We start from the raw sequence: 25,263 nt of genomic DNA on the forward strand, positions 1-25,263 counted from the left end.
GCGCCTTACAGACCGCCCCGCAAATTCCACAGTTCCGGAAACAGTTCGACCTCCAGCATGCGGCGCAGGTATTTCACACCGCTCGTGCCCCCGGTGCCGCGTTTGAACCCGATTATCCGTTCGACCGTCGTGACGTGGTTGAACCGCCAGCGGCGAAAATAGTCCTCAAGATCGACCAGCTTTTCCGCCAGCTCGTAAAGCGTCCAGTATTTGACCGGGTCCTGATAGACCTTGGTCCAGGCGGCCACGATCGCGTCATCCGACTGATGCGGCTCTGCCATGCGGAACGCATCCTCAGGCAAGACGATGCCCAACTCCTTTTCCAAGGCGCGCAAAGCCACATGATAAAGCGATGGCCTCTCAAGTTCCTTGGTCAACTGAGCGTGCAGGTCAGGGCGATGTTCGTGCACCTTGAGCATCGCCCTATTCCGGTTGCCCACGAAAAACTCGATCAGACGGTATTGATGAGACTGGAAACCAGATGACGCGCCCAGATCTGCGCGAAACGCAGTATAGTCGCTGGGCGTCATGGTACGCAGCACATCCCATGCGTTGTTGAGCTGCTCGAAAATTCGCGACACCCGCGTAATCATCTTGAACGCTTCGCCAAACCGCTCTGCCTGAATGTGGCCACGGGCGGCATCAAGCTCGTGTAAGGCCAGCCGCATCCACAACTCGGATGTTTGATGCTGAACGATAAACAGCATCTCATCATGGGCCTCTGACAACGGGCCCTGAGCGCCCAGCAGCTGATCCAGACCCAAGTAGTCGCCATAACTCATGTCGTTTTTATACGACATCTTTGCGCCATCCGTGGCGGGATCGTATGCGTCAGTCATGGCCGTCCTGCTCTTGCTAGATTTTCTGGAACTTCAAATCGGTCAGTCTGCATCACGCCGCGCAAATGTGGCCAAAAGTGTTCCCTCATCATCAAACACCGCCATCAACAGGTGATAGGATACCAATTGCTGTGCCGCGCCCAAGGCCTGGAGCAGTCGTGTTTCGGTTTCCATCTGCGCCTCCGGACACATTTTCCGTGTCGTCGCCAGAGGCGAGAATACGGGCGCGTCCACGCTGAGCTCATATCTACCGTTAAAGGCGTTGCATCCGCCATTGCCTGTAACGGCGTTGTCCGGCTTGAAGGCGATCCATGCTTCTGCGCCCGGGCTTTCGCCTGCGAAATCGCGCAAGCTCCATTCCGACCCTGCGATCGTGGCGAGGCCGCCACCGGCCCGGAACTGGTCTTCGTTCGCGCCTTCGATCAAAAACCACCCGGCGGCCCATCCAATGGTGCGGTCATAGCCAATCCGGCACCAACGGGTCTTGCGTCCGGCCTCCCGTTCCGTTTCGGTCGCGGTCTCCCAGTCGGCCAGAGACAATCCCCCGATACATCCCAGATTCGCGATGCCAACGCCGTCCGACGGTATCGTTGCGATGACAGGACCAGACACCGACGGGGCGGCGCGGAGATTCAGAACACTGCCTTCGGCAACACCCGAAACACTAAAGAAATCGGGGCCGGCGGCCTCTGCCATGGCAGGGCCGTTCACCAGAAACCCGAGGCAGACAGCCGCCGCCAGAGTGCCCTTGAGGTTTGACATGATCGGATCCTTTAATGTCTGTTTCTGTCTGTAACGGGCGGGGTCATGCGTTGCTGGAAACTACAGTGCGGCATCATTTTACGCCAACCGTTTTATCGCGGCATCGCCCGAAAGCTGGATTGGCCTTGGCCCCCTCACTTCGGCCAGGCCCGCCATTGATCCAGCGTGCCTGAAAAAACGTTGATGTCGACAGGTGTCGCAACCCCCGGAACGACGCCCGTGCCGGTGTATTGCCAGAACGTCCAACTCTGACCCGGATAAGTCTTGCGCGGAGGATCAGCAACGGAGCGCAACCAGAACTCGGTATTCTTCAGCTGGCCGATATTGCTGTCACGGTAGAAATCAACGGTGGTATAGATGACAGGACGCTTGCCATAGTGGCGCTCAAGGATATCCAGAAAATGCTTGGCCTCCTCCCGGATTTTCGTTCCGGTCGGACGGAAGCGGCATGTCTTGGATTGATGGTTCCACTCCATATCCAGCACCGGCGGCAACGCTGTCGGGTCCTTCGGCACATGGCGCATGAACCAGCGGGCCTGTTCCACAGCGGGTCGGCAGAAATAAAAGTAGTGATAGGCACCATGGCGCACGCCCGCCGTCTTGGCGCCGGTCCAATGGGTGCGGAACATCGGGTCGAGGATATCGCCGCCTTCGGTCGCTTTGAGATAGGCGAAAGACACACCCGCCGCCCGCGCCATGGGCCAGTCGATGTCGCCCTGCCACCGAGACGCGTCGATCCCGTGGACCGGATAGCGCCTTGGCCGATCGCCAATCCCCTCATGCGGGTCCACGTCACCAAAGGCAGGATAGGTGCGCAAAACCTCCTGGCGGCCAAGGTCGGATTTCACATCCGCTGTTTCAACCCGCGCGGGGCCGGAACACCCCCATAGCACGATTAGACACACACCAAGGGCCATGATCCGGCTCAGCATCGCGACAACCCGCCGTCAGGCACGCACACCGGATAGGTCACACTGACTGTCAAACTCTGCTCCTTAGAAAATCCAGTCGTACGGGGCGGGCAATTACTGGATTGGACGCATCCAAACAGTCCCACACACCGGCGTCAACACCGCACAGAACCGCGACGGTGCTCCAAGCGATTTCCATACGGTTCGCTGACGGTCCACCGTTGTAATCATGGCGAAAGACATGTCAAAGTCTCAGCGCATCGACGGCACAGTCGGGATGAACAAAACAAGGAAGAAAACCTGATGGCCACCAAAGCGGAACTGGAAAAAGAACTTGCCGCCCTGAAGCAGGAACTGGAGCAAAGACGCGCGGCCGACGTGGCCGCGGCTTTGAGCTCTGACGCCCCGCGCGATCACAATGGCGATGAGACCGATGACGATGCCCTTGGATTGAAAAAGGTGCTGAAAGAACACGGTATGGATGCGGAAAGCATAGAAAGCCTTGGCGGAACCCTGCTCGAAGAGCTGAAAGCGCTGCAAAAGGAAAGACCGCTGACCATGGTATTGGCCGCCTTCGCCCTTGGGCTCGTGGTGGGTCGCGTGTCAAAATAGGAGAAAATCATGAATCGGATCAGCCGTAGCGTCACCACGATTTATCGTACCGAACGCCTGATCGCCCGCAGGCGTCTGGCTGTCATTCAAAACCAGACGATCCTGATGGCTTTGGCCGCTTTGGTGGCGGTGATCGGATTGGCCCTGTTTAACCTGTGCTTTTACCTGCTTCTCAGTGCGTGGCTCTCACCAGCGGCAGCGGCCGGTATCCTGGGAGTTCTGAATGTCGTGTTGGCAGCCGTTTTGGCGTCCAGCGCGGCGCGCATGAATGTCGAACAGGAAATCGCATCTGCGGTCGAAGTACGCGACATGGCCATTGCGGATCTCGAAACGGAAATCGAAAGCATTGGCGGGGACATGCGTCAGGTCATTGGCGTGCTGAAGTCGGTCCCGAAAGATCCGTTCGGTTCACTGATGACGGTTTTGCTGCCCATTTTGACAGCCCTTCTGAAAAAGAAATAGCAGCATCGCCCCGTTGATTTGACGGGGCGCTGTTGGAAACGGAATCCAACCAAAAGCTCCACTGCGATCTAAGTCAGCAAATTTGGCAAGACAGTTTGAGATAGGTGGTCAAAACAGCACATTCGGAAAGATCGCGATAAGGGCCACAACGAACAGGATGCACAGGATAAAAGGCAAGACACCTGCAATCACGGTGCCCACATTGCCTCGCCCACGGACGCTTTGGGTGACATAAAGATTCATGCCAACCGGTGGTGTGATCAGCGCAAGTTCGCACATCAGCACGAGGAAAATCCCGAACCAGACGCTGTCATATCCAATGAAAAGGACGATAGGCAGAACGATTGGAATGGTCGCGATCATCATGGCAAGAGCATCAAGGAAGCAGCCAAGGACCATGTAAAGACATACCAGCAGCAAGATCATGACAACCGGCTGCACATCAAAAGACGACACAAAACCTGACACCTGTGCCGGAACGCCCAGAACCCCAAGGATAAAGTTCAAGTAGAAGGCCGCGATCAGGATCAGCAACGTCATGCCGGTTGTTGTGACGCAAGACAGAAACGACTCGCGCAGCATATTCCAATTCAGCGTGCCGTAGAACGCCGTGAGCCCGAGCGATGCGATGACACCAACCCCCGCCGCCTCGGTCGGGGTGGCAAATCCAAGATAGATTGACCCCATGACAAGAACGAAGATCACGACAGGCGGGACCAGATCGATCAGGCGCTGGCGGCGTTCTGACCATGGCGCCATTGGCTGTGGCTTGCCCGCGATGGCGGGGTTCCAGAGGCACGCGATGATGATCACCCCCATGAAGGACGACGCCAGAACGATGCCTGGCAGAATACCAGCAGTGAACAGCGCACCGATGGATGTGTTGGTGATGGCCCCGTAAATGATCAGATTGATCGACGGCGGGATCAGAATGCCCAGCGTGGCCCCCGATGCGACGCTGCCCGCGACCCAGCTTTCCTTGTAGTTCTGCTTGCGAAATGTGGGAAAGGCGACCGTCCCGATCGTGGCGGCTGTGGCCACCGAAGAGCCAGAGATCGAGGCAAAGACCGTGGACGCCACGATATTGGTATGCAGCAAGCCCCCCGGTAACGGGCGCGTCCAATCTGCCAACGCGCGATACATGCGTTCGGTCACGCCGCCGCGTACAAGGATTTCCCCCATGAGCACGAACAGCGGGATCGCGACAAGAAGGAAGTTGTTCAGCGTCCCCCACATCATCGTCCCGAAGGGCCGGATCATGGCATCGCCGAAAAACAGATATGCGCCAGTCAGGGCAACAAGGAACAGGGCGGTGGCAATGTGCAGCCCGATGAACAGCAAACACAACAGCATGCCAAAACCAATGGCAGCGCCTTCAATGCCCAGCATCATCAACCTCTTTCTTGTCGTTGCCGACGTAGTTGCTGACCTCTTCGTCGATGGTCACGGGCCCGTAGAACCGAGCGACGGATGACCTGTCGCGGATCAGCAGATAAATGGCATGCCCAGCCGTCAGACATGCGGTGATGGCAAAGAAAGCGGTACCGACAACCCAAATGGATTGTGGTACCCACAAAGGGGTTTGAAGCGGTGTGTTGGTGATGGAGCCAAAGCGCAGCGTCGTTTGCAACTCGGCCCACGCATGCCACGTCATGAAGATCGCAAGTCCGGCAATCGCAATCTGTGCCAGCACATGCAATGCGTCCCCAACGACTTTGGGAAAGAAGCGAAAGAACAGATCGATACGCGGATGACCACGGCGCAACAAGGTCAGCGCCATCCCCAGCGATCCGACGAAGGCCAGCACATAACCACCAATCTCATCCGTGCCCTGCACGGAGATGCCGACAAAATCACGCCCGATGATGTCGATGAAAATGAGGACGGCCAAAAGGGCGACGGCCCCCCCTGCACAAAGCGCAAGAAGAACCGCCAGTTTCTCCGCAACCACGAGGAATCGTGGCCGCATATGGGTCGTGTTACTCAAGGCTCAGGCCGCGCGCGGCACCGACGGTCTCGTTCCAGATACCCTTGCAGCCCGGATAGGAGGCTTCGCACTTCTCTGCCCATTCCGGCAGAACCGCAGAGACTGAAATCTCGGCGACCTTGGCTTTGTCTTCGTCCGTGACGGGCACCAGCGTCATATCGTAAGAGGTATAGAGACCACCTTCAGGACATTCGCCACCCGTCGAACAGGATTGCGCGGTGCCGTTCGTGGTGATCGCAAGCTCCCAAAGCGCGGCCTCCATGTCCGCCATCGCGGTGTCATACGCGGCGCGCTCGGACTCGCTCAGGCTGTTTAGCCACTCAAGATTGACCATATGCGCCTGAATGGAGCCAGAGACGGAGAGCGGATAAAGATGTGTCGTCACCTCCGGCCATTTGCCGGTATTGGAGGATGTCGGCGATGTCACACCGCAAGACGCAACACCACGTTGCAGAGCGGGGTAGACTTCGGGGAAGGACAAGGTCACCGGCGTCGCACCAAGGTTTTCCAGAAGTGTAGACATGGACGCCGTGAAAGAGCGCACTTTCAGCCCATCAAGATCAGCCAGCGACGTCATATCCGCATTGCACAGGAACACCTGCGGACCAAATGGCCAGATCGCGGCGGCCTGCACGCCAAACTTTTCACCCAGACGCGCGTTAAATACATCACGGTAGGCGTCTACGGCGTCTTTGAGGTCCGCCATATTCGTCGACACGCCAATCAGGTCGATGCCTTCGAGAAACGGATCATCCTTTGCGACGCTGCCAACCTGAATGGTCGCCATATCGAAGGCGCCCGAGCTGAGAAGGCGCAGACCATCGGCAAGGTCTATCCCGACCGCCTGAAATTCGCTCCGGGAGACTGTGAAACCGGATGCGTCCAGCGCATCCATTCCGGCCATTTCCGGCGCGAACTGCGCGCGCCCTTCCTGGTTTTGCGTCAGGATCCGCATGTCTTGCGCTGACGCAGATGTCGCGACCGTCATCGCCATGGCGCCACCAAGAGTGGCGATCGTGGATCGTAAATTTTGCATTGATCAAACCTCTTTTCCGACAAACAGTGAGACAGTTCCAAACTGGAATGAGCCCATTCTGAGAACAGCAAGCACAAGATTCTTACGCCAAAGCAAGAAAATTTTTTTTCTAAAAATTGGTATGAAAAAATTCTTTTTCATGATTTATCGCTTCATTTCTTTATCTTTTTCAGTGCTTTGTAATGATTTTCTAACCTCGGTTCGCTGCATCATCTTGGCAAGCTGATGAAATTCGCCACATCGAACGCCCAACATTTCAGCTTCATTTTCAAGTGTTGCCGTGGAAACATGCGGATTGACGACGCTGCGCAAAGCTCTGGCCCGGATGTCTGGCGTCGCTTGCTTGACGAAACGATATACAGCGCTCACTCAGTGACGTGAAAACCCCTTTGGAAATGGAAGAACCCGGTATGAGTGACCAAAGCAAACGCGTCGGGATGTTGACGCCGTCGTCGAATACGGTTCTCGAACCCTATACATCCGCGATGTTCGCACAGCTGAACGGTGCGGCAAGCGTGCATTTCGGGCGGTTTCGTGTCGTTGAAATCTCCATGGGCGCGGCATCGCAATCGCAATTCACGCTTGCCCCCATTCTGGAGGCCGCTGAACGATTGGCAGAGGCGCGCGTCGGCTGCATTGCGTGGAACGGCACATCAGCGTCCTGGCTCGGCCTGGACAAAGACCGCGACCTGTGCGCCCAGATCGAACAGACGACAGGCTGCAAGGCGACGTCGACCGTGCTTGCCTACGAAGATCACTATCAGCGCGCAGGCATCAAGAAGCTGGGATTGGTTACGCCCTACCTCAGCGAAGTTCAGGATCGGATCATCGAAAACTACGGTGCACGCGGCATTGACGTCGTCGCTGACCGACGGCTTGAGGATCGCGGGAATTTCAGCTTTGCCGAACACGGGACCGATGTCATTGCCGACATGGTGCGCGACGTTGCGCGCGCCAAGCCAGAGGCCATCGCAGTCCTTTGCACCAACTTTCGGGGTGCCCCGATTGCAGCGGACCTTGAAGCCGAACTTGGCATTCCGGTCATCGATTCCGTTTCCATCACCGCCGCGCAAACCCTGAGGATCATCGGGATCGATCCTGCCCGCGTGACGGGTTGGGGCAGTATTTTCCAAACACTATAGGTCGCACATACCCGCTTCCGTAATCCCGTCGCGCCGTCATGTGGGAGCGGGCAAACGGAAAACGGGAATTTGGGCTTTCAACCCGTCGATCAACTGATCGCCGCAAGGTTCAAGCCTATGCGTTTTCCCGCAGGCGTTCTGCGTCTGCTGGTCGATAAGAACGGGCACGTCCAAAACCTTGCATTGGCCTTCAAGTCTCGCCGCAAGGTTCACCGCATTCCCGTAGACCGTAAAGGACTGCCGCTCGGACGAGCCGTCTCAATGGCTGCGTCCGCCGGGCCAGCGATGCGGATGGGCGCGTTGAACGTGACCAGAAAACCGTCGCCCAGATAGGATATGACGATGCCCCCCTGTGCGGCGACCGCATCGGTAGCGGCGGCCAGAAATGCGTCAAGCACGCCGATGACATGTTCGGGCGAATGGCGCGCGGAAAACGCTGTAAAACCCGCGATGTCCATGAACAACGCGGTACCCGTGGTGCGTTGCGGTTTAAGTGGGCCATCGTTTGCGATCAGCGTTCTGGCGATCTCGGCGGGTACATATTTTCCGAACAATGCGCTGATATGTTCACGTGCGCTGCGCTCGCGCCGCCATTCCATCTCAGAGGCCACTTGCGCAAAGAATACCCCCCACGCGCGGTAGACCACAACGGCCAAGGCAAGCGCCGCAAACATCAGCATGGCCGTTTCCTCGATCCGGTTGCCGCGTGCGATAAAGTCGATGGACAGAAAAACATCTCCGTAATCCGCCCGCGTGGCATTCGCAGGGATGTCCGCCCAGGACAGGGCCCGATCCATCCCGGTAATCACCCACATAAACGCCCCCCACCAACCGATCACGCACATCGCCCCGGTCAAAAGCACCAGTCGGCCAGACAGGCTGAGGCAACAGATCGCAACGAGCGGGAACAAAAAATAGACGCCGTATGCCCGGGCTGCGATGATCTGCGGTACATCGTCCGCCCGGCTGATCGGGATCAACGCAAAGCTTGCGCAGATCGACAATATATCAACGGTTTAGACCGCTTACTTCATCCTCTAGAAATCAAACCGCGTGCCGATGACGCTCAGATGGGCAACTCCGACACCGGTGAAAAACAACAAGATCAAAACGGTCGCCAACCGTTGCTCAAACCCGGTAAAGAGGAACGGCGCGCCGACATACCACATAAAGGCCAGCCCCGTGACAAGTGTGCGGCACGCGATGGCTATGCGTAGGCCGCGTTGTTCTGCCCTGATCAGGCAGGCGGCGGATTCGGTGGCAAATGAATCAGGATCTGTCGCGGTCATTGCGTTACCTTGATGGATTTTGCGCGCCATGGCGAACCGGAGTACCGAGCAACCGCTCCTCTATTGTTTGACCCATTCCCAATGTCGGACCGCCTTCGCTGTGTCGGAGCTGTCCATCCGGGTCAGACCCAGATGAGGCGATTTGGACCTTTATTTCGCAGCGCGGAGTCTCGTAAAGTTTTCAATGACAGGATTGAGCGTTCCAAGCGGAGTCGAAAAAGGATGAAGTCCGGAGTCGAGAAGACCACCCCCCATCGACATGGCAATGAACCGACACAGTCTCAGCCTTCAGCAGAGGATGTTCAGACGCAGTTGGCGAGGATGCTCGAAGGGACGTCGTTTCGCGCCAGTCGGCGGCGCCGTGAAATGCTGCGGTTCATTGTCGACGAGACCCTGGCCGGTCGCGGTGACCGCCTCAAAGGCGTGACCGTGGCTCAGGCCGTCTTTGGCCGCGACGAAACCTTTGATCAGCAGTCCGATCCGGTCGTGCGTCTCGAAGCGCGACGTCTGCGTGCCGACCTCGACAGCTACTATGTCGATATTGGCAGTGATGATCCTGTTCGCGTGACGGTGCCCAAGGGTGGCTACGTCCCGCATTTCGCCTGGCAGAACCACGACGCGCCCGCGCGGCCAAAGGCGCCCGATCCACAGAAGGTGCCGCCTTCGTTGATGGACGAGACCGTACCGCCCGCAACACCTGCAGCGGCCACGGGCACTCGCCGCAAACGCCTGACACTTGCCGCGGCCCTTCTGGGACTTGGCGGAGTGCTGGCGATCGGCCTCGCCCTTGTCGGATGGCCCGTCGCGGTGACCAAAGCCGCAACGGAACGGACGCCCGCGATCATCGTGCTGCCTTTCGAGGCGTTCGGAGACAATGACGACATCGCGCTGATCGCATCCAGCGTGACCGAGGAACTGATCGAAAACCTCATGCTCTTTCAGGATTTCCGGGTCTACTCGACGACGAGCAGCTTTCGCCAAATTCCGGGTACGGACGCGGAAGCGCTTGGTCGCAACAAGGGTGTGTCCTTTGTCGTAACGGGTGTCATGCAATCGCAGAACGGTCAGGTGCGCCTTCGCGCTCGGCTGGTCGACACGCAAACGGGCGAGGTGCGCTGGAGCGGCAGCTATGACGAACCACTCAATCCCAGCGATCTGCTCGGAGCGCAACACGAACTGGCGGTGGCGATCTCGACCGAACTCGGAGAACCATACGGCGCGGTGAACGAAGCCATCGCACGGCGTATGGCGCGCGAAAGCACACCCAGCATGCCCAGCTACGCCTGCATCCAGCGCGCCTACGCGTATAGGCGCAGCTTCGAAGATGCGCTCTTTGCGCCGGCCATGGCCTGCCTCAAACAGGCTGTCGTGCGCGACCCGGATTATGCAGATGCGTGGGCGATGCTCGGCTGGCTGCATCTCGACTCAGTGCGCCATGACATCGCGCCACAGGCCGAGCGCTCGGATGAAATGGCCGCGGCGTTTGCGGCTGCCTCTCACGGCGTTGCGCTGGAGCCTGGCAACCCCCGAACGCTTGCAGCACTCTCGGCCATCAGTTTCTACCGGGGCGACTATGCGGCGGCGGAAGATCTGCAACGCAAAGTGCTGGCACTGAACCCCTACGATCCCGACACGCTGGCCCAGCTTGGCTGGCGCTTGGCAGTCCGCGGCAACCGGGAGGGCCTTGAATATCTCCAGCAGGCCATCGCGCGCAGCAACCATCCTCCGGGTTGGTATTTCCACCTGATCGCGGTTTACGCATATCTCGACGGCGATTACACCCGTGCGCTTGACGCGGCCAGTCAATCCGCGGCCTCTGGCTCTCCCATGGCAATGTCCTTCGCGGCAATGAGCCATGCAAAGCTCGGCGACATGGAGGCGGCGGGTGCAGCGCTTGCAACCATGGCCGAAGGATCGCCCTTGCTTGGGAGCGACCCGGCCGCCGCCTACCGCATGCATCACGCCAGCGAAACGATCATCGAGGCTTTGGTCGATGGGTTGCGCGCGGCGGGCTGGGTTCCACCGGACGAAGTGACGCAATGATGCCGGGATCCGTCCTGACAGCTGTTTCAGCCGAACCCGATCGGCCCGCATTCCAAACGCCGAACCTATCTGCTCTTCAACTGGGGATCAAACTCGGCGGCGGCGCGATCGGTCCGGGGTCTATTACTTTCCGGGCCTTCAGATCGTAAACGACACCAGGGGTCAGGACGGAATAGATCACATTGGTGAGGGCAAAGGGTTTGCCGTTCTCGACGTATCCCACATGGTTGATTTCGATCGCGCTGCCGTCGATCACGATGACTGTGCCCGTACCGATCACGCGGGCTTTGGTTTCGTCCTCGATCAGCAAGCCCGTGTTTTCTCCGATACCTAGGCCCAGCATCGCAGGATTGGTTGAAACCGCATGCACGAGACGTGAGATGCGGGACCGTTCGATAAAATGGGTGTCGAAAATGGTGTCATGGATCAATCCCAGCCCTTTGGTCATTTCGATCCCGCCTTTGCGAAACGGGCGGAAATTGTTGTTTTGAAATATCATGCCTTCGGGAATGACGGCGGCACCGGCCGACGTCCCCGCGATGACACACTGGCCTGAACGGTAGCGCTGCAACAGCGCCTTGTGCAGTGGCGTGCCACCGATCAAGGAGGACAGTCGAAGTTGGTCCCCTCCCCCGAACATGAACAGCGTCGCCTTGTCTACGATCTTGGCGAGCACCGCTGACCCGGCATCCGGGCGTTCCCCGATATGGACGATATCTACCGTTTCAGGGCCAAAACTCGAAAACAACTTTTGATAGTCACGGCCGCGCTCCTTGGGTTCTTCGCTGGCCGTCGGCACGATAACGATGCGCGCCCTGGCACCCCCGGCCAGTGCGATCATCTCTTGGAAAATATCCGAGTTTTCGGATTTCTTTTCATTTCCACCAATCGGAATCAGATAGCGAGGCATAGGCAATGGCTCCAGGTGTTATGCAGTCTCTTCATCGCCATGGGCGCACGCGCATGCTGCTGGCAATGATCGTCAAGCCGTGTTAGTTTGATATAGATATCTTGAGAAAGCTGACGCCGTTTCTTGTCAGCAAGACCTGCCCCGTTCCAGTTTATCCGTGCCGCGCGACCACCTGCGCGCGTGCGGTGTGTTTGAACGTATGAAACAGCGAACAGATTTCGAAACGCGCCGGGTCCAGTCACCCTGAGCGGATACATGCACCGTTTATCGTCAACAAGACAGCTACAATACGCTTTGCTCATGCAAATTGAGTCTGGCGTCCACAATGCGCCCGAAGTGCGCAGAAGGTCATGACATGAAAGTCCTCGAGCACCGGGCCCTTCGGGGACCGAACAGGTACAGCCGTTATCAGGCGATCTTCATGCTTTTGGATATTGGGGCCTACGAGCAGCAACCCTCCGACACGATAGATGGCTTTACCGACCGCTTGATCGCGCTGATCCCGACGCTGCACAACCACGGCTGTTCGGTCGGGGGTCCGGGCGGGTTCATCCAGCGCCTGCGACGCGGCACCTGGATTGGTCATATTGCTGAACATGTTGCACTGGAATTGCAGTGTCTGGCCGGAATGGAAGTTGGTTTCGGCAAGACCTACGACACCAACGACGATGGGATCTACAAGGTTGTTTATCGCTACCGGGTCGAATCGGCGGGCCTGAAAGCCGGTGAGGACGCCGTCGCTCTGGTACAGGCCATGGCAGAAAATCGACCATACGACATTGATGCGGTCATCGCTCACCTCAAGGACTTGCGCGAAAGCGACCTTCTTGGCCCTTCGACCAATAGTATCGTGGAGGAGGCAAAGCACAGGGGCATCCCCGCCATTCGTCTCAACAGCGACAGCCATGTTCAACTCGGATATGGCGCCAAGCAACGTCATATTCAGGCAACGATGACTGATCGCACCAGCGCAATCGGCGTCGAAATCGCGGACGAGAAATTCAGGACCAAGGAGCGTCTCAGCCGGGCTGGAATCCCCACGCCGGACGGCAGGGTTGCAACCTCGTTGGGGCAAGCGACCGGGATTGCCGACGATCTTGGCTATCCTGTCGCGGTCAAGCCCGAGATCGGCAATCATGGACGTGGCATATCGGCCCGCGTGTCCGATGCAAGCGAGCTTGCAACAGCCTTTGTGTCCGCTGTCGCGATTTGCAGCAGTGTCATTGTTGAAAAGACAATGACAGGTTTTGATTTCCGCGTGCTTGTCATCGATGGAAACCTGGTCGCCGCCGCCCGTCGCGAACCCGCACATATCGTGGGGGACGGGACGTCCACGGTTCAACAGCTTATCAATCATGTAAACGCGGACCCGCGACGCGGCATTGGACATGAACGGGTGCTGACCGCCATATCCATCGACCATATGTCCCAACGTCTGCTTGCCTTCCAGGACCGCACACTCGACGACGTCTTGGCCTCCGGGGAGAAACTGTATCTGAAATCAACTGCCAATCTCAGCACCGGTGGAACGGCCTGTGACGTCACCGATCACGTGCATCAGGACGCTCGGTTGATGTGTGAACGGGTGGCGCGCATCATCGGCATGGATTGCATCGGAATAGACATCGTGGCCCCCGGTCTTGATCAGCCGCTCTCGCACGGGTCCGCCGGGATCGTCGAAGTAAACGCGGCCCCCGGATTCAGGATGCATCTGGCGCCCACCGAAGGACAGGCCCGCAATGTCGCCAAACCCTTTGTCGACATGCTGTTTCCGCCTGCGTTGGATACTCATGTCCCCATCATTGCGGTGACGGGCACAAACGGAAAGACGACAACCGCGAAACTGATCGCCCATACGCTCAAGTACAGCGGCCATATGGTTGGTTTCGCCGGGACGACGGGCGTCGCCATCGATGGCGTCGAAATCGTCGCCGGGGATTACAGCGGCCCCGAAGGCTCCAGCATCGTTTTGAGAGAGCCAACAATCGACCATGCCGTTCTGGAAATCGCCCGCGGAGGTATCATTCGGCGGGGCTTGGGTTTTGACACCTGTGATGTCGGCGTATTCCTGAACGTCGGCGAAGACCATATCGGCACCGATGGTGTGGAAGATCTCGAAGAGCTGTCCTTGGTCAAGGCTACGGTCATCGAGGTCGTCAAAGATACCGGCGTATCCGTTCTCAATGCGGACGACCCCATCGTCGTGGGGCTTGCAGGCAGGGCTGGTGGCAAAATCATTTATTTTTCGCTCCAGCCCAAAAACGAAACGATCCGGCAGCATCTGTCGACGGGCGGAACGGCCGTCGTCTTGCAGGATGGCAACCTCGTCATCCACTCCCCCGAACCCACCATACACGTATCCTCCGTCCTCGAAGCGCCGATCACCATGAGCGGTGCCGCCATCTTCAACATCGCGAATGTTCTGGCCGGAGTGGCAGCGCTGCACGGTCTGGGTCTGTCCGTCGACATGATCCGAAACGGCATCAGCACGTTCCACCCCAGCGCGTCCCAGAACCCCGGGCGCATGAACCTGATCGACTTTGTCACGTTCAAGGTGATCGTCGACTACGGTCACAACACGCCTGCGGTCCAGGCCATGGGACACGTTCTGCCGCACCTGACCAAAGGGCAAAAGATCGTCGTGGCCCATGGCACCGGAAGCAGGGTCGACACGCAATTGCGGGCGTTTGGTCTGGCCCTGTCAGAGGTGTACGACAAAATCATTCTGGCCGATGCCGACCCACGCGGACGCAAACCCGGCGCAACCTCAGAGCTTGTGCGTTCCGGTGCGGTGGACAATGGATTTGCGCCCGGCGCAGTGGACATCATCAATAACCCGGACACGGCCCTGGCACGCGCTTTCGAAATTGTACAACCCGGTGATCTGATCGTGGTGCAAGTGAACGAAGTGGAGCCGATGCTCCGCGCCGTCATGGCACATTTTGCGCGGATCGCGGGCCCCGCCCGACTTCCCGAGGCGGTGCCCTGAGACACAGGAGGCCAATCGACCCCTTCGTCCTCGGATAAATTTAGGAGACGCACACCATGACTTACGACAGTTACCGCCCCCCGATGGCCGTCATACTCGCAGACGGCATGAACGCGCGTCTCGGTCCGATGACCGACAGCACTGCCGCCTGCATGCTGTCGGTCGGCGGGTCCGTCATTCTTGAGCGTATGATCCGAAATTGCCTCAGCTGCGGTATTTCGCGGTTCGTGCTGGTGCTCGGCCACAGGGCCGACGACATCACGCAGTTTGTCACCAAGGCCTTTCGAGGGGTACGCGTCACCTATGTGACCAATGATCGATACCGCGACAGCAACACCGCCCATGCACTGAGTTTGGCCGCGGCTGCGATCGGGAGCTCCGAATTCATCAGAATCGATGCGAATGTCGTGTTCGACGCCAAAATCCTGCGCCAATTCACTGACAGCGACTTGCCTAACGCCTTGTGTATCGATCGCAAAAGCGCCGACGGAAAAATGAAGGTCGTCGCTGACGACCAAAATCACGTCCGTGCCTTGGGCAAATCCGTTGATCCTGAAACGGCCCAAGGAGTGTCCATCGGGATCGAGAAGATCAGCGCCAAAACCGCGCCGCTGCTCTTTGCTGAAATTGCGCTGATGACGGAAAACGCCGCAAATCTTAATATCGATCTTGAAGCCGCATATGGGCAATTGATCGAAAAGGGAACGGACATATATGCGTTCGATGTCACCGGGCTGAACTGGACGAATATCGAGACAACCGAAGATTTTGACACCGCTAACGCGATCTTCCGATCACCTATCACCACTGTATCACGTGGCCAGCAACGCGCGTTGGACGAAGCCTCCGAAGACGGGCCCGGTCCGACGTGAAGCGACACAGCAATCCACCGCGCGCCAGCTTGTGGCGACCGGTGCGTACCGCAGCCAGACCTTGCCATTTCGGCCTTGGATCGCTGCATTTTGAAAGGACAGACAATGTCTAAAGGCAACAACAAACGTGGCAACAAGGAAGCCAAGAAACCGAAACAGGAAAAGCCAAAGGTCTCCGCGACGGCCAACTCTCTGGCAGGCAAACCAGCACTGGCGATCGGTGGCAAAAAGGTGAAGTAAAACAGATTTCCAGGTCACAACGGCCAGACGGACCGACCCGAGAAAAATATAATTCGGCCAGCTCTTGCAGAGATCCGTCAGGATAGCCACTTTTCAAACATTGGCACTCAGGTGTGGCGAGTGCCAATGCGTCCCTACGCACGCCACCCCTACCCGGAAATCTCGAGAAGGAGCATTTCCATGACGTTTACCCCTCTACATGACCGCGTCCTGGTCCGCCGTATCGAAGGCGATGAAAAGACGTCGGGCGGCCTGATCATTCCCGACAGCGCCAAGGAAAAACCGCAGGAAGGCGAAGTCGTTTCCGTCGGTGCCGGAGCCAAGGACGAAGCAGGCGCGCGGATCGCGATGGACGTCAAGGCCGGCGACAAAATCCTTTTCGGAAAATGGTCCGGAACTGAAATCAAGATCGACGGCGAAGAGCTGATGATCATGAAGGAAGGCGACATTCTCGGCGTCATGGCCTGACCGCCGCCAAACCCTTTCCCTCCGCTTTTCAATTAGGAATATCGACATGTCTGCAAAAGACGTCAAATTCGGCACACAGTCCCGTGATCGCATGCTCAAGGGCATCAACACCCTCGCCAACGCCGTAAAGGTCACACTTGGTCCCAAAGGGCGCAACGTGGTCATCGACAAATCATACGGTGCACCGCGCATCACCAAGGACGGTGTGACGGTTGCAAAAGAGATCGAGCTTGAAGACAAGTTCGAGAACATGGGCGCACAGCTCGTCAAGGATGTCGCCTCGCGCACCAATGACGAAGCGGGCGACGGCACCACCACAGCGACAGTTCTGGCACAAGCCATTGTCAAGGAAGGCATGAAATCGGTTGCGGCCGGCATGAACCCGATGGACCTGAAACGCGGCATCGATAAGGCCGTGACCGCCGTCGTGGCCGAGGTCAAGGCCATGTCGCGGCCCGTGGGCGACACGGCCGAGATTGCCAAGGTCGGCACGATCTCTGCAAATGGCGAAGCAGCCATCGGCCAACAGATCGCGGATGCCATGGCGAAAGTCGGCAACGAAGGTGTCATCACCGTCGAGGAAAACAAAGGTCTGGATACCGAGACCGAAGTGGTCGAAGGCATGCAATTCGACCGCGGTTACCTCAGCCCGTATTTCATTACGGACACCGCCAAGATGACGGCGACCCTCGAAGACTGCGTTATCCTGTTGCACGAGAAAAAACTGACGTCACTGGCCCCTATGGTGCCCTTGCTCGAAGCCGTAATGCAGGCGAACAAGCAGCTTTTGATCGTTGCCGAAGACGTTGACGGAGAGGCGCTCGCAACGCTCGTCGTGAACAAGCTGCGCGGCGGTCTGAAAGTGGCCGGTGTCAAGGCGCCCGGTTTTGGCGATCGTCGCAAGGCAATGTTGCAAGACCTCGCCGTGCTGACTGGTGGACAGGTGATCTCGGAAGAGCTGGGCATCAAGCTGGAAAGCGTCACCCTGGACATGCTTGGCGATGCCAAGAAGATCACGATCACCAAAGACACCACAACCGTGATCGACGGCGGCGGTGACAAGGCGGCGATCGCGTCACGCGTGACCCAGATCCGCGCCCAGATCGAAGACACCACATCCGATTATGACAAGGAAAAACTGCAAGAACGTCTGGCTAAACTGTCGGGCGGTGTTGCGGTCATCAAGGTTGGCGGTGCCACCGAGATCGAAGTCAAGGAGCGCAAGGACCGGGTCGATGACGCCCTGAACGCAACACGTGCAGCCGTCCAGGAGGGCGTCGTGCCGGGGGGTGGCGTCGCGCTGGTTCACGCGGGCAAAGTGCTCGAAGGGCTCAAGGGCGACAACGCCGATCAGGATGCAGGCATCAAGATCATCCGCAAGGCGCTTCAGGCGCCCCTGCGCCAGATCGCTGAAAATGCCGGCGTCGATGGCTCGGTTGTAGCCGGAAAGGTTCTTGAGAACAAAAGCAAGACCTTTGGTTATGATGCGCAGTTGGACCAATACGGCGATATGCTGAAGGCCGGCGTCATCGACCCGACCAAGGTTGTTCGGATCGCACTGGAATACGCAGCATCCGTTGCGGGCCTGCTTGTGACCACAGAGGCGATGGTGGCTGACAAGCCCGCCAAATCGGGCGGCCAAGGGATGTCCGATATGGAAAGCATGGGCGGTATGGGCGGCATGATGTAAACAAACGCTCCAAGATTGACCCGCGGGCGCAAGCCTGCGGGTCGGTCCCAGGACGGGCCATCGCCACAGGATGCCACCCTTCGGCAAGCCACATCATCCCTACTTCTGGGGCGTTATATCCTTGAGACCGAGCAGAACAGCAGCACCGATCATCAACCCGCCGCACAGCCGGTTGATCATGGTGAACGACCATTTGGCCAGACGCGCCATAGCCCGGTCCGCCGCCCAGCCCCACGCCAAGAGCGTCAGGCCGTCGACCACCAGATAGGTGGCTCCCAGAATCAGCAATTGAGGCCAAACCGGAACGTCCGGGGTAATGAACTGCGGAAAGAGGGCTGCGAAAAACACGACCGCGAAGGGGTTGGTCATCGAAGTCACGAACCCCATGCGATAAAGTCGTCCCGGCCGTCCGGAGGCCGCACTGCGCCCCGCGTGCGGCGTGTCGCGCGACAGCATCAGGCTCAGCCCGATCCACACCAGATAGGCAACGCCAAACCATTTGATCCAAAGAAACGCTGTGGCCGAACTGGCGATCAACGCGGCCAACCCGAATGCGGCCGCCGTCATTTGCAACACATTGGCACTCAGATCACCGGCAATGACCCATGTACTGCGCCTCAGCCCGTGTTTCATCGCGTTCGAGACGATCAAAAGCTGGCTGGTGTCCGGCGGTGTCGCAAAAAAGACCGCCACGGCGGCGAGATACAGCAGATAGGTTTCGGCGCTCACACTTCGACCAGATCAGCACCGAAAATGGTGGCGGCATGCTCGGCCATGTAAATCCGTAGCCATGGGGTAAAACGCTCCGGGCTGCGCGCAATACGGGCCTTCAGCGCGTCGAAATCAACCCATTCGGTTGCCATGACTTCATCCGGATTTGGTACAAACGCAAATGGATCGGGCGCATGGCCGACATAGACGTCAACAACCTCGTGCTCGATCAAGCCGCCGCCCACTTCGGCGCGATATTCCAGATGGTGGCGATTTCGCAGCGGCAGACCCTTGATGCCCAACTCGTCATCCAGACGGCGCACGGCGCAATCCCCGGGCGCTTCGTCCCAATCGGGATGGGTGCAGCAGGTGTTCGCCCACAGGCCCGGCGTGTGATACTTCCCCATCGCCCGTTGCTGCAACAAAACCTCCCTACCCCGCAGGATAAAGACCGACACCGCCTTGTGCTTCAGCCCGCGTTCGTGGGCCTCCAGCTTTTCAACCGGGATGAGGGTGCCATCGACCCAGGCGGGGATCATGATGCTCATACGTGGTTCGCTTTCACCAGCCCTGTCAGGTGGGCCATGTTCTTGATACCGATCTTAATGTGGGCCATGGGCCGCGCCGCGACCAGCTTTTTATTCATATAAGCCTCAAATGTCAGCTTTTGAACATCTACATCATGACACAAGGACACAAACCGCTCGCGCCGGTCGTCTGAACGGTAATACGCGTTTTGCATGGCACCCAGAACCTTGAAGACCTGCTTGTGCTCGCGCATGAAGGCCTTTCGTGCCAGCCCCAGATTGACGATCCGCCCGGTCGCGATCGTTGCGGCGGCGGCTGTGGCGGCGACACGACCGCCAAACATGGCGTAGTAGATGCCCTCGCCCGAGGACGGTGCAACAACGCCGGCTGCATCACCCGCCAGAACGACGTCATTCGCGTTGTCCCAGAACCGAAGCGGCTGCAATGGAATGGGCGCGCCTTCCTTGCGCAGTGTCTTGCACTCTGACAGTCCGGCGGACGCGCGCAATGCTGCGGTCGCATCCTTCAGGTCCACATCGGTGACGATTGTTCCCATGCCGACGCTGGTCGTATTTCCATGTGGGAAAATCCACCCGTAGAAATCCGGGCTGATGGCCCCGTCATAAATCACGTCGCAGCGCGTCGGATCATAGGTGTCGTTGGCCGCAGGAGCCTCGATGATTTCATGATAGGCCAGCACATACGGGATCTTGTCGCCGCCGGGCACCTCCTGGCGTGCCACCTTGGAGCGCGCACCGTCCGCACCGATGATGATCCGGGTTTGCAGCTTGCGCTCCTCTCCGGTTTCCTTGTCCCGGTAGATGACGAAGCGTTTGGCATTGCCAGCCTCACGCTCGATCCGCAGATAGGTGCCGGTGAACATCTCCGCCCCGGCTTCAACGGCCCGCTGGCGCAGGAACGGATCGAAATCCTTGCGATCGACCATGCCGACAAAGCCATTCTCGATCGGGATGTCCACATGCCGCCCGCTGGGCGAGACCATGCGCGCGGTGTTCACCTTGGCGACCAGCTGATCGTCGGTGATGTTGAAATCCTGCATAAGGCGCGGCGGAATAGCACCGCCACAAGGCTTGATCCGACCATCGCGGTCGATCATTGCAACGGAATGGCCTGAGCGCGCCAAATCTTCGGCGGCTGTGGCGCCTGAGGGCCCACCACCCACAACGACTACATCATACAAGTGTCTATTCCCCCGGAACCAAGGTTGCATCATTCATATCAGACGCCGCACGCATCACCCGCGCTGCCACAAGGGCCGCGATGAGGAAAAGTGCAGCTTCGAGCGTGAACACCGACGCATAGGCGGCGGCATCCGGTAATATCATTCGGGTCAAGTCCAGCATGCTGGTGGCGATCAGCCCGGCCAGGCCCGCGGCAATCGCCTGGGCCGCCCCAAAGACGCCCATCCGCGTGCCCGCGGCTTCGGCATGTGCTGCGGCCAGTTGCATCATCGATCCGACGGCACCCACAACGAACAAACCGTTGCCAAGACCCAAAACGACGGTGCTTGGCACCAAGGGCAGACCCGTAGCAAAGCCCAAAAGGCCCATCGCGGACAGGACACAGCCCGTCACGGCCCAGAACCGGAGACTTCCAATCGCGAAATGCGACAAGACACCAGCCGCGATCATCCCCAGCAGCGCCGCGCCATCCTTGCCACCGGACAGCTTGGTGCTGTCCTCCGGGCTGAGGCCGTGAATATGCCCAGCAAAGGGTTCAAAGATCAGCTCGGACAGGAAAAAGGCGAGGATCGACAGGAAAACAAAACCCGTGAACTTGCGCGCAACGGGATCAGACCATGTGATCCGCAAGCCTTCCATCAGCGGCATATCTTCGACCACAGGCGCAGGCGGCAAATGCCGCTCAACCCGCCAAGTGGCAATGACGCACAACAGGCAGGCGATCGCACCCACAACGGCAACCACAGCCACCAGTCGGGCCGGGCTGTAAGGCTCAAGCGCGATACCCGTCCCGATGGAGGCAAAGATTGCGCCCGCAATCAGGAGCAGCCACGCCAATGTGGCCGATGCCCCCTTGCGCGGGCCGGTGACGCTGGCCAGCAGCGCCAGAAACGACGTGCCTGCGGCACCAATGCCCAGTCCGATCGCGGCATAGGCAGTGATCCAGATCGCAAAGGCCCACTGTATCGAGGTCTCGGCCACCTGAATACCCCACGCAGCGCCGACGACACCCATTGCCACAACGGCGATACCGCCGAGGATGAACGGCGTTCGCCCCCCTTTGATATCAGAGCGATGGCCCCAGACCGGTCGGGTCAGTTGCACGCCGTAATGGAGCGCGACGAGCAGACCCGGCAGCAAGGCAGGCAAGGCCAGCTCTACGGTCATCAGCCGATTGAACAGGTTCAACGGCAATGCGGCCAAACCGCCGATGGCCGCGTTCACCAGGCACAAACGTACCAATGTCATCCAACCAACGCTCATCCCAACCCCCTCAGGGCAAAGGCCGCAACCATCATGCCGGCCACATAGAGCGTAACGCCCGTGCCATTATACCAGGGCGCCTTGGCCCTTGGGTCTTTGAACATGACCGTCATCGCCCAGAATTGCAGATACAGAACGGTGAAGATGCCCGCTGCGTGGGTGACTTGCCCCCACAGTGCGAGCAAAACCATTACGATGATCTGCGGCACCGCCATCACGAGGCAGGCCACCTGTGCCGCCTTGCGCGGACCAAGGGTGACAGGCAGGGAATTCACGCCCATCTGCCGGTCACCTTCAAGCGCCTTGAAATCATTGAGGGTCATGATGCCGTGCGCGCCCAATCCGTAAAGCAGGGCGATCAACAGCACTTCCGCACGGGGCGCGCCGGCGCTCAGCACCGCCGCACCCGTGATCCAGGGCAATGTCTCATAACTCAGGCCCACAAGGCCCGGACCCCACCAGCCGGATCGCTTCATCCGCACAGGTTCAGCGGAATAGGCCCAGGCGGCCAGAACGCCGACAACAGTCGCCGCAAAACCCCAGGGCCCCAACTGCCAGCCGACAAACAACGACAGAACTGACATGCCCAACGCGATCCACAGCCCCCAACGGCCCGGAATGCGCCCCGATGGAATCGGACGATCCGGTTCGTTGATGGCATCTACGTGACGATCGCACCAGTCATTGGCGGCCTGGCTCATCCCGCACACGATGGGACCGGCCAGCAAAACACCCAGCAGCACCAGATACCATTGCCCGGAAGGCGATACACCAGAAGAGATCACGCCGCACACATAGGCCCACATCGGTGGGAACCACGTGATCGGTTTGATCAAACGAAGGGCAGCCGCAGGGTCAGGATAACGGCGCACGGTCAAAGGCTGACTAACATCCATGTGTCAACTATGTCTGACACTTTGAGTCGGCGCAAGTGTCAGGCTGCTGTGTCAGTCACTCTTTTGCCAACAGCCCGTATTTGCGTAGTTTGACATACAAAGACTGGCGCGAAAGTCCGAGCATTTCAGCCGCCGCAACGCGATTGTTGCGCGTCAGGTTGACGGCTGTTTCGATGCAGATCTTCTCCACCACGTCCGTCGTTTCCGCCACGATATCTTTCAGCGACGCAGATCCGACAAGATTCATCACGTTCGCGCTCGGATCATTTACCGTCGGCTGACCCTCTGCCTTGCGAACACCCTCAAGGCGGCTCACATCACGCAGAATCAGAGCAATGACGGGGTGTTCGGGGTCCTTTAGGCGCGTCGCCGACATTTCGACCGGCACCCGCGCGCCAAGGTCATTGACCAATCGCGTCGCATAGGCCCGCATGTAACCGGACCGGCCGGTATTTTCCAAAAGCACATCCAGGTCGACCTGACCGCGCGCCATGAAATCCGATAGTTTGACGCCAATCACGTCGCCCTTATGCGCCGCGCCAATCAGATTGAGGAACGCGTCGTTCACCGACAGGACGGCGCCCTGAGTATCCGTAAACACGATACCGTCGGTCGTTTGCTGAACCAGAGCCGTCGCGTGGCTGCTTGAGGCCTCCTCGGATGCGGACACGTCCGCATCGTCCAGCAGGCGACACATCAGAATACGCTGACCGCCCGCCCGGAACACGAAAGGCACCAGTGACAGGGCCTGGCGGGTACGGGTCGCCCGCACGGTAACCGGACCTGCGTCATTCGACAGCGTCGCGTTCATTAAACTGCTTACAAGTTCACTGCCGGACCGATCCGAAAACAAACTCGCAAAGGTGGCGCCGGTCAATGCGTCCGGCTTCATCCCCAGCAGCGTCGCGGCCCGGCCGTTGGCATCCTCAACCCGGCCCGTCTGGACCGACACAAAGACCACGGCGTCCTGCACATTGGCCATGACCACGCGGTAGCGGGCATCAAACTCGCGCCGCGCCTCATAGCCCTGTTCAAGAGCGATTTGCGCCTGCACCAATTGCTGCTGCGTTTCCGCAATGGGGCGCAAATCCCGACCCAGGAGCAAGGCCGCATTTTCATGGCCAAACCGGTGAAAGGTATAGCGGACGGGGTACTGCCATACCGCGTTGTCCGAGTGGTTCAGCTCAAGCGGTTTCCTCGGAACGCTACCTTCCAGATATTTCGCATGCGCTGTATTGAACTTTTCCACGCTTTCCACGGTCAGAAAATCGACGATGGGTCGGCCTTCCCAGTGGCGGAGATTTCCAAGAGTGGCGTCATTGGCGTTCAAAACCACGGAAAGAACGATGCCCTGCTGCGACACAACCAAGGCAATGTCAGAAGCAGCCCCTATTATACTACTTAGGAACTCAGGCTCAATGAGCGGAACAGATCCGCTCGTCCAAAAATTACTGCCGCGGGAGGTCATCGTCCACCTAGTGCCTTCTGTCGTTTTGCGCAGAAGCTCACCACGTCTTTCACAAAGTTTGTGACCAAATCTACGTCCGTATATTCTTTGATCCCACCCAGATCACCTTTGATCGGACCCCCGAGGGCGAGCACGGGTGGAGCAGTGGCGAGGGCGCGCACCTTATCGACAGTTCTGGCAACATATTCGAGCGGTGCACCGCGCGCGCATGAAAATAGGACCATATCGGGTTGATCGAACTTGATGCGCTCTTCTATCTCTTTTGAGCTTTCGCAGAAGGCAACGCTTGCATCACACCCCAGACGGCGCAACTGGCCTCCGGCAACAGTCGCGCCCAGGAAATGCTGTTCACCTTCTGGTACGACGACCAAGGCGCTCAATACTTCCGCAGCGTTGGCGGCAGATCGACACGTCGCGTCCACTGATGCTTCGATCAGAAGAGACTGGAGGCGCAATGACCCAACCGTGACTTCTGCAAAATCTATATCGGACGTCACCCAAAGCTCACCGAGACACACGGCCGTCTGCGGGATATAAAGGTCAATCACAGTATCAACGGTCAAACGATAGCCACGCAACTCATGCATGACCTGTACGGGATCGAACCACTTCGGCGACAGGGTCGCGCGGACCAGATAGTCCAAGACGACACTACGTGCACCTGTTGCACCGACATTCTGCCTCTCGGACAGAAACTTCAGTACTTGAGAAGCGAGAGGTCCCGAGTCTTGGTCCTTTTTTCCCGAACCGAATTGTCCAAATGTGTCGTCATGCGTCATAAAACACCCCAATCGGCAGCAACGCAGTTGACGACTCTGGCGCTTCAGAGTCGCGGGTTGACTAAAACTGTCTGCCTGACAGGCCGGAATGTCAACTGTATTTGACAGTTTTCATGCCTTGAAGCCCGAATTTGCACTATAATGAACCGAGCGATAGCCCATAT

26 protein-coding genes are annotated in these 25,263 nt (G+C 58.4%); 9 read left to right on the top strand and 17 right to left on the bottom strand.

All coding sequences use genetic code 11. From position 1 onward, the window contains the following. Positions 1-5: 5 nt before the first annotated feature. From kynA to LC354_RS04540, 3 genes are all read right to left on the bottom strand, one after another. Positions 6-839 (bottom strand): tryptophan 2,3-dioxygenase, encoded by an 834-nt coding sequence (kynA, locus tag LC354_RS04530; protein WP_223421655.1) that lies wholly within the window; start codon positions 837-839, stop codon positions 6-8. Between the two features lie 42 nt (positions 840-881). Beyond that, positions 882-1,601 (bottom strand): META domain-containing protein, encoded by a 720-nt coding sequence (locus LC354_RS04535; RefSeq protein ID WP_223421656.1) that lies wholly within the window; start codon positions 1,599-1,601, stop codon positions 882-884. Between the two features lie 134 nt (positions 1,602-1,735). Continuing rightward, positions 1,736-2,533: a glycoside hydrolase family 25 protein gene (locus LC354_RS04540; protein WP_223421657.1), complete on the bottom strand. Its 798-nt coding sequence runs from the start codon at positions 2,531-2,533 to the stop codon at positions 1,736-1,738. A gap of 282 nt (positions 2,534-2,815) precedes the next feature. Here LC354_RS04540 and LC354_RS04545 point away from each other — a divergent pair, with 282 nt between their 5' ends. Together LC354_RS04545 and LC354_RS04550 are read left to right on the top strand one after the other, a co-directional pair. After that, on the top strand, positions 2,816-3,124 hold the full coding sequence (locus LC354_RS04545) for a hypothetical protein (RefSeq protein WP_223421658.1): 309 nt from the start codon (positions 2,816-2,818) through the stop codon (positions 3,122-3,124). Positions 3,125-3,133: 9 nt separating this feature from the next. Beyond that, a complete protein-coding gene (locus LC354_RS04550) occupies positions 3,134-3,586 on the top strand; it encodes a hypothetical protein (RefSeq protein WP_223421659.1) in 453 nt (150 codons plus the stop codon). A 108-nt stretch (positions 3,587-3,694) separates the two neighbouring features. Here the strand turns inward: LC354_RS04550 and LC354_RS04555 are convergent, their stop codons facing one another. The 4 genes from LC354_RS04555 to LC354_RS04570 all read right to left on the bottom strand — a co-directional run bounded on the left by LC354_RS04555 (position 3,695) and on the right by LC354_RS04570 (position 6,978). Continuing rightward, on the bottom strand, positions 3,695-4,975 hold the full coding sequence (locus LC354_RS04555) for a TRAP transporter large permease (RefSeq protein ID WP_449649478.1): 1,281 nt from the start codon (positions 4,973-4,975) through the stop codon (positions 3,695-3,697). Next, the gene (locus LC354_RS04560; protein ID WP_223421661.1) at positions 4,962-5,573 is read right to left on the bottom strand and encodes a TRAP transporter small permease; all 612 of its coding nucleotides are present in this window, start codon (positions 5,571-5,573) and stop codon (positions 4,962-4,964) included. The genes LC354_RS04555 and LC354_RS04560 overlap by 14 nt, the downstream gene beginning before the upstream one ends. Then, on the bottom strand, positions 5,566-6,609 hold the full coding sequence (locus LC354_RS04565; protein WP_223421662.1) for a TRAP transporter substrate-binding protein: 1,044 nt from the start codon (positions 6,607-6,609) through the stop codon (positions 5,566-5,568). The genes LC354_RS04560 and LC354_RS04565 overlap by 8 nt, the downstream gene beginning before the upstream one ends. Before the next feature lie 144 nt (positions 6,610-6,753). Beyond that, complete coding sequence (locus LC354_RS04570; RefSeq protein WP_223421663.1) at positions 6,754-6,978, bottom strand: hypothetical protein; 225 nt, start codon at positions 6,976-6,978, stop codon at positions 6,754-6,756. A 41-nt stretch (positions 6,979-7,019) separates the two neighbouring features. Between LC354_RS04570 and LC354_RS04575 the strand changes: the two genes are divergently transcribed. After that, complete coding sequence (locus LC354_RS04575) at positions 7,020-7,751, top strand: maleate cis-trans isomerase family protein (protein WP_223421664.1); 732 nt, start codon at positions 7,020-7,022, stop codon at positions 7,749-7,751. A gap of 209 nt (positions 7,752-7,960) precedes the next feature. Here LC354_RS04575 and LC354_RS04580 read toward each other — a convergent pair whose 3' ends face one another. Both LC354_RS04580 and LC354_RS04585 read right to left on the bottom strand, forming a co-directional pair. Then, the gene (locus LC354_RS04580; protein WP_223421665.1) at positions 7,961-8,755 is read right to left on the bottom strand and encodes an adenylate/guanylate cyclase domain-containing protein; all 795 of its coding nucleotides are present in this window, start codon (positions 8,753-8,755) and stop codon (positions 7,961-7,963) included. 33 nt (positions 8,756-8,788) lie between these two features. Continuing rightward, on the bottom strand, positions 8,789-9,040 hold the full coding sequence (locus LC354_RS04585) for a hypothetical protein (RefSeq protein ID WP_223421666.1): 252 nt from the start codon (positions 9,038-9,040) through the stop codon (positions 8,789-8,791). A gap of 366 nt (positions 9,041-9,406) precedes the next feature. Between LC354_RS04585 and LC354_RS04590 the strand changes: the two genes are divergently transcribed. Then, complete coding sequence (locus LC354_RS04590) at positions 9,407-11,083, top strand: hypothetical protein (protein WP_223421667.1); 1,677 nt, start codon at positions 9,407-9,409, stop codon at positions 11,081-11,083. Between the two features lie 76 nt (positions 11,084-11,159). Here the strand turns inward: LC354_RS04590 and LC354_RS04595 are convergent, their stop codons facing one another. After that, positions 11,160-11,993 carry a cyanophycinase gene (locus LC354_RS04595; RefSeq protein ID WP_223421668.1) on the bottom strand — a complete coding sequence of 278 codons (834 nt, stop codon included), beginning with the start codon at positions 11,991-11,993 and terminating at the stop codon, positions 11,160-11,162. 355 nt (positions 11,994-12,348) lie between these two features. Between LC354_RS04595 and cphA the strand changes: the two genes are divergently transcribed. The 5 genes from cphA to groL all read left to right on the top strand — a co-directional run bounded on the left by cphA (position 12,349) and on the right by groL (position 18,252). Continuing rightward, a complete protein-coding gene (cphA, locus tag LC354_RS04600; RefSeq protein ID WP_223421669.1) occupies positions 12,349-14,982 on the top strand; it encodes a cyanophycin synthetase in 2,634 nt (877 codons plus the stop codon). A 56-nt stretch (positions 14,983-15,038) separates the two neighbouring features. Then, positions 15,039-15,854, top strand: a complete 816-nt coding sequence (locus LC354_RS04605; RefSeq protein ID WP_223421670.1) for a phosphocholine cytidylyltransferase family protein — start codon at positions 15,039-15,041, stop codon at positions 15,852-15,854. Between the two features lie 105 nt (positions 15,855-15,959). Next, entirely contained in the window at positions 15,960-16,094 is a 135-nt protein-coding gene (locus tag LC354_RS27665; RefSeq protein WP_263289321.1) for a hypothetical protein, read from the top strand. A gap of 180 nt (positions 16,095-16,274) precedes the next feature. Next, complete coding sequence (locus tag LC354_RS04610; protein ID WP_223421671.1) at positions 16,275-16,562, top strand: co-chaperone GroES; 288 nt, start codon at positions 16,275-16,277, stop codon at positions 16,560-16,562. A 46-nt stretch (positions 16,563-16,608) separates the two neighbouring features. Next, positions 16,609-18,252, top strand: coding sequence for a chaperonin GroEL (gene groL, locus LC354_RS04615; protein ID WP_223421672.1), 1,644 nt, complete (start codon positions 16,609-16,611; stop codon positions 18,250-18,252). A 99-nt stretch (positions 18,253-18,351) separates the two neighbouring features. Here groL and LC354_RS04620 read toward each other — a convergent pair whose 3' ends face one another. The 7 genes from LC354_RS04620 to LC354_RS04650 are packed head-to-tail and all read right to left on the bottom strand — an operon-like array spanning position 18,352 to position 25,099. Then, positions 18,352-18,981, bottom strand: coding sequence for a LysE family translocator (locus LC354_RS04620; protein ID WP_223421673.1), 630 nt, complete (start codon positions 18,979-18,981; stop codon positions 18,352-18,354). After that, positions 18,978-19,511 (bottom strand): isopentenyl-diphosphate delta-isomerase, encoded by a 534-nt coding sequence (idi, locus tag LC354_RS04625; RefSeq protein ID WP_223421674.1) that lies wholly within the window; start codon positions 19,509-19,511, stop codon positions 18,978-18,980. The genes LC354_RS04620 and idi overlap by 4 nt, the downstream gene beginning before the upstream one ends. Further along, a complete protein-coding gene (locus LC354_RS04630) occupies positions 19,508-20,692 on the bottom strand; it encodes a geranylgeranyl diphosphate reductase (RefSeq protein ID WP_223421675.1) in 1,185 nt (394 codons plus the stop codon). Before LC354_RS04630 ends, idi begins: the two co-directional genes overlap by 4 nt. Positions 20,693-20,696: 4 nt before the next feature. Next, positions 20,697-21,956, bottom strand: a complete 1,260-nt coding sequence (locus LC354_RS04635; RefSeq protein WP_223421676.1) for an MFS transporter — start codon at positions 21,954-21,956, stop codon at positions 20,697-20,699. Then, positions 21,953-22,852, bottom strand: coding sequence for a chlorophyll synthase ChlG (gene chlG, locus LC354_RS04640; protein ID WP_223421677.1), 900 nt, complete (start codon positions 22,850-22,852; stop codon positions 21,953-21,955). Before chlG ends, LC354_RS04635 begins: the two co-directional genes overlap by 4 nt. Before the next feature lie 55 nt (positions 22,853-22,907). Then, a complete protein-coding gene (gene ppsR / locus LC354_RS04645) occupies positions 22,908-24,320 on the bottom strand; it encodes a transcriptional regulator PpsR (RefSeq protein WP_223421678.1) in 1,413 nt (470 codons plus the stop codon). After that, positions 24,317-25,099 (bottom strand): cobalamin B12-binding domain-containing protein, encoded by a 783-nt coding sequence (locus tag LC354_RS04650; RefSeq protein WP_223421679.1) that lies wholly within the window; start codon positions 25,097-25,099, stop codon positions 24,317-24,319. Before LC354_RS04650 ends, ppsR begins: the two co-directional genes overlap by 4 nt. Positions 25,100-25,263: the final 164 nt, after the last annotated feature.

This window comes from Tateyamaria pelophila (genome assembly GCF_019966495.1).
Taxonomy (GTDB): Bacteria; Pseudomonadota; Alphaproteobacteria; order Rhodobacterales; family Rhodobacteraceae; genus Tateyamaria; species Tateyamaria pelophila.

Excerpts from the sequence above, each read along its gene's own strand:
- groL (WP_223421672.1), top strand. The coding sequence starts at position 16,609 with ATGTCTGCAAAAGACGTCAAATTCGGCACACAGTCCCGTGATCGCATG.
- LC354_RS04535 (WP_223421656.1), bottom strand. The coding sequence starts at position 1,601 with ATGTCAAACCTCAAGGGCACTCTGGCGGCGGCTGTCTGCCTCGGGTTT.
- chlG (WP_223421677.1), bottom strand. The coding sequence starts at position 22,852 with ATGGATGTTAGTCAGCCTTTGACCGTGCGCCGTTATCCTGACCCTGCG.
- idi (WP_223421674.1), bottom strand. The coding sequence starts at position 19,511 with ATGAGCATCATGATCCCCGCCTGGGTCGATGGCACCCTCATCCCGGTT.
- LC354_RS04555 (WP_449649478.1), bottom strand. The coding sequence starts at position 4,975 with ATGCTGGGCATTGAAGGCGCTGCCATTGGTTTTGGCATGCTGTTGTGT.
- LC354_RS04595 (WP_223421668.1), bottom strand. The coding sequence starts at position 11,993 with ATGCCTCGCTATCTGATTCCGATTGGTGGAAATGAAAAGAAATCCGAA.
- kynA (WP_223421655.1), bottom strand. The coding sequence starts at position 839 with ATGACTGACGCATACGATCCCGCCACGGATGGCGCAAAGATGTCGTAT.
- LC354_RS04545 (WP_223421658.1), top strand. The coding sequence starts at position 2,816 with ATGGCCACCAAAGCGGAACTGGAAAAAGAACTTGCCGCCCTGAAGCAG.
- LC354_RS04585 (WP_223421666.1), bottom strand. The coding sequence starts at position 9,040 with ATGACCGCGACAGATCCTGATTCATTTGCCACCGAATCCGCCGCCTGC.
- ppsR (WP_223421678.1), bottom strand. The coding sequence starts at position 24,320 with ATGACCTCCCGCGGCAGTAATTTTTGGACGAGCGGATCTGTTCCGCTC.
- LC354_RS04540 (WP_223421657.1), bottom strand. The coding sequence starts at position 2,533 with ATGCTGAGCCGGATCATGGCCCTTGGTGTGTGTCTAATCGTGCTATGG.
- LC354_RS27665 (WP_263289321.1), top strand. The coding sequence starts at position 15,960 with ATGTCTAAAGGCAACAACAAACGTGGCAACAAGGAAGCCAAGAAACCG.
- LC354_RS04635 (WP_223421676.1), bottom strand. The coding sequence starts at position 21,956 with ATGAGCGTTGGTTGGATGACATTGGTACGTTTGTGCCTGGTGAACGCG.
- LC354_RS04590 (WP_223421667.1), top strand. The coding sequence starts at position 9,407 with ATGCTGCGGTTCATTGTCGACGAGACCCTGGCCGGTCGCGGTGACCGC.
- LC354_RS04650 (WP_223421679.1), bottom strand. The coding sequence starts at position 25,099 with ATGACGCATGACGACACATTTGGACAATTCGGTTCGGGAAAAAAGGAC.
- LC354_RS04575 (WP_223421664.1), top strand. The coding sequence starts at position 7,020 with ATGAGTGACCAAAGCAAACGCGTCGGGATGTTGACGCCGTCGTCGAAT.
- LC354_RS04565 (WP_223421662.1), bottom strand. The coding sequence starts at position 6,609 with ATGCAAAATTTACGATCCACGATCGCCACTCTTGGTGGCGCCATGGCG.
- LC354_RS04550 (WP_223421659.1), top strand. The coding sequence starts at position 3,134 with ATGAATCGGATCAGCCGTAGCGTCACCACGATTTATCGTACCGAACGC.
- LC354_RS04605 (WP_223421670.1), top strand. The coding sequence starts at position 15,039 with ATGACTTACGACAGTTACCGCCCCCCGATGGCCGTCATACTCGCAGAC.
- LC354_RS04610 (WP_223421671.1), top strand. The coding sequence starts at position 16,275 with ATGACGTTTACCCCTCTACATGACCGCGTCCTGGTCCGCCGTATCGAA.
- cphA (WP_223421669.1), top strand. The coding sequence starts at position 12,349 with ATGAAAGTCCTCGAGCACCGGGCCCTTCGGGGACCGAACAGGTACAGC.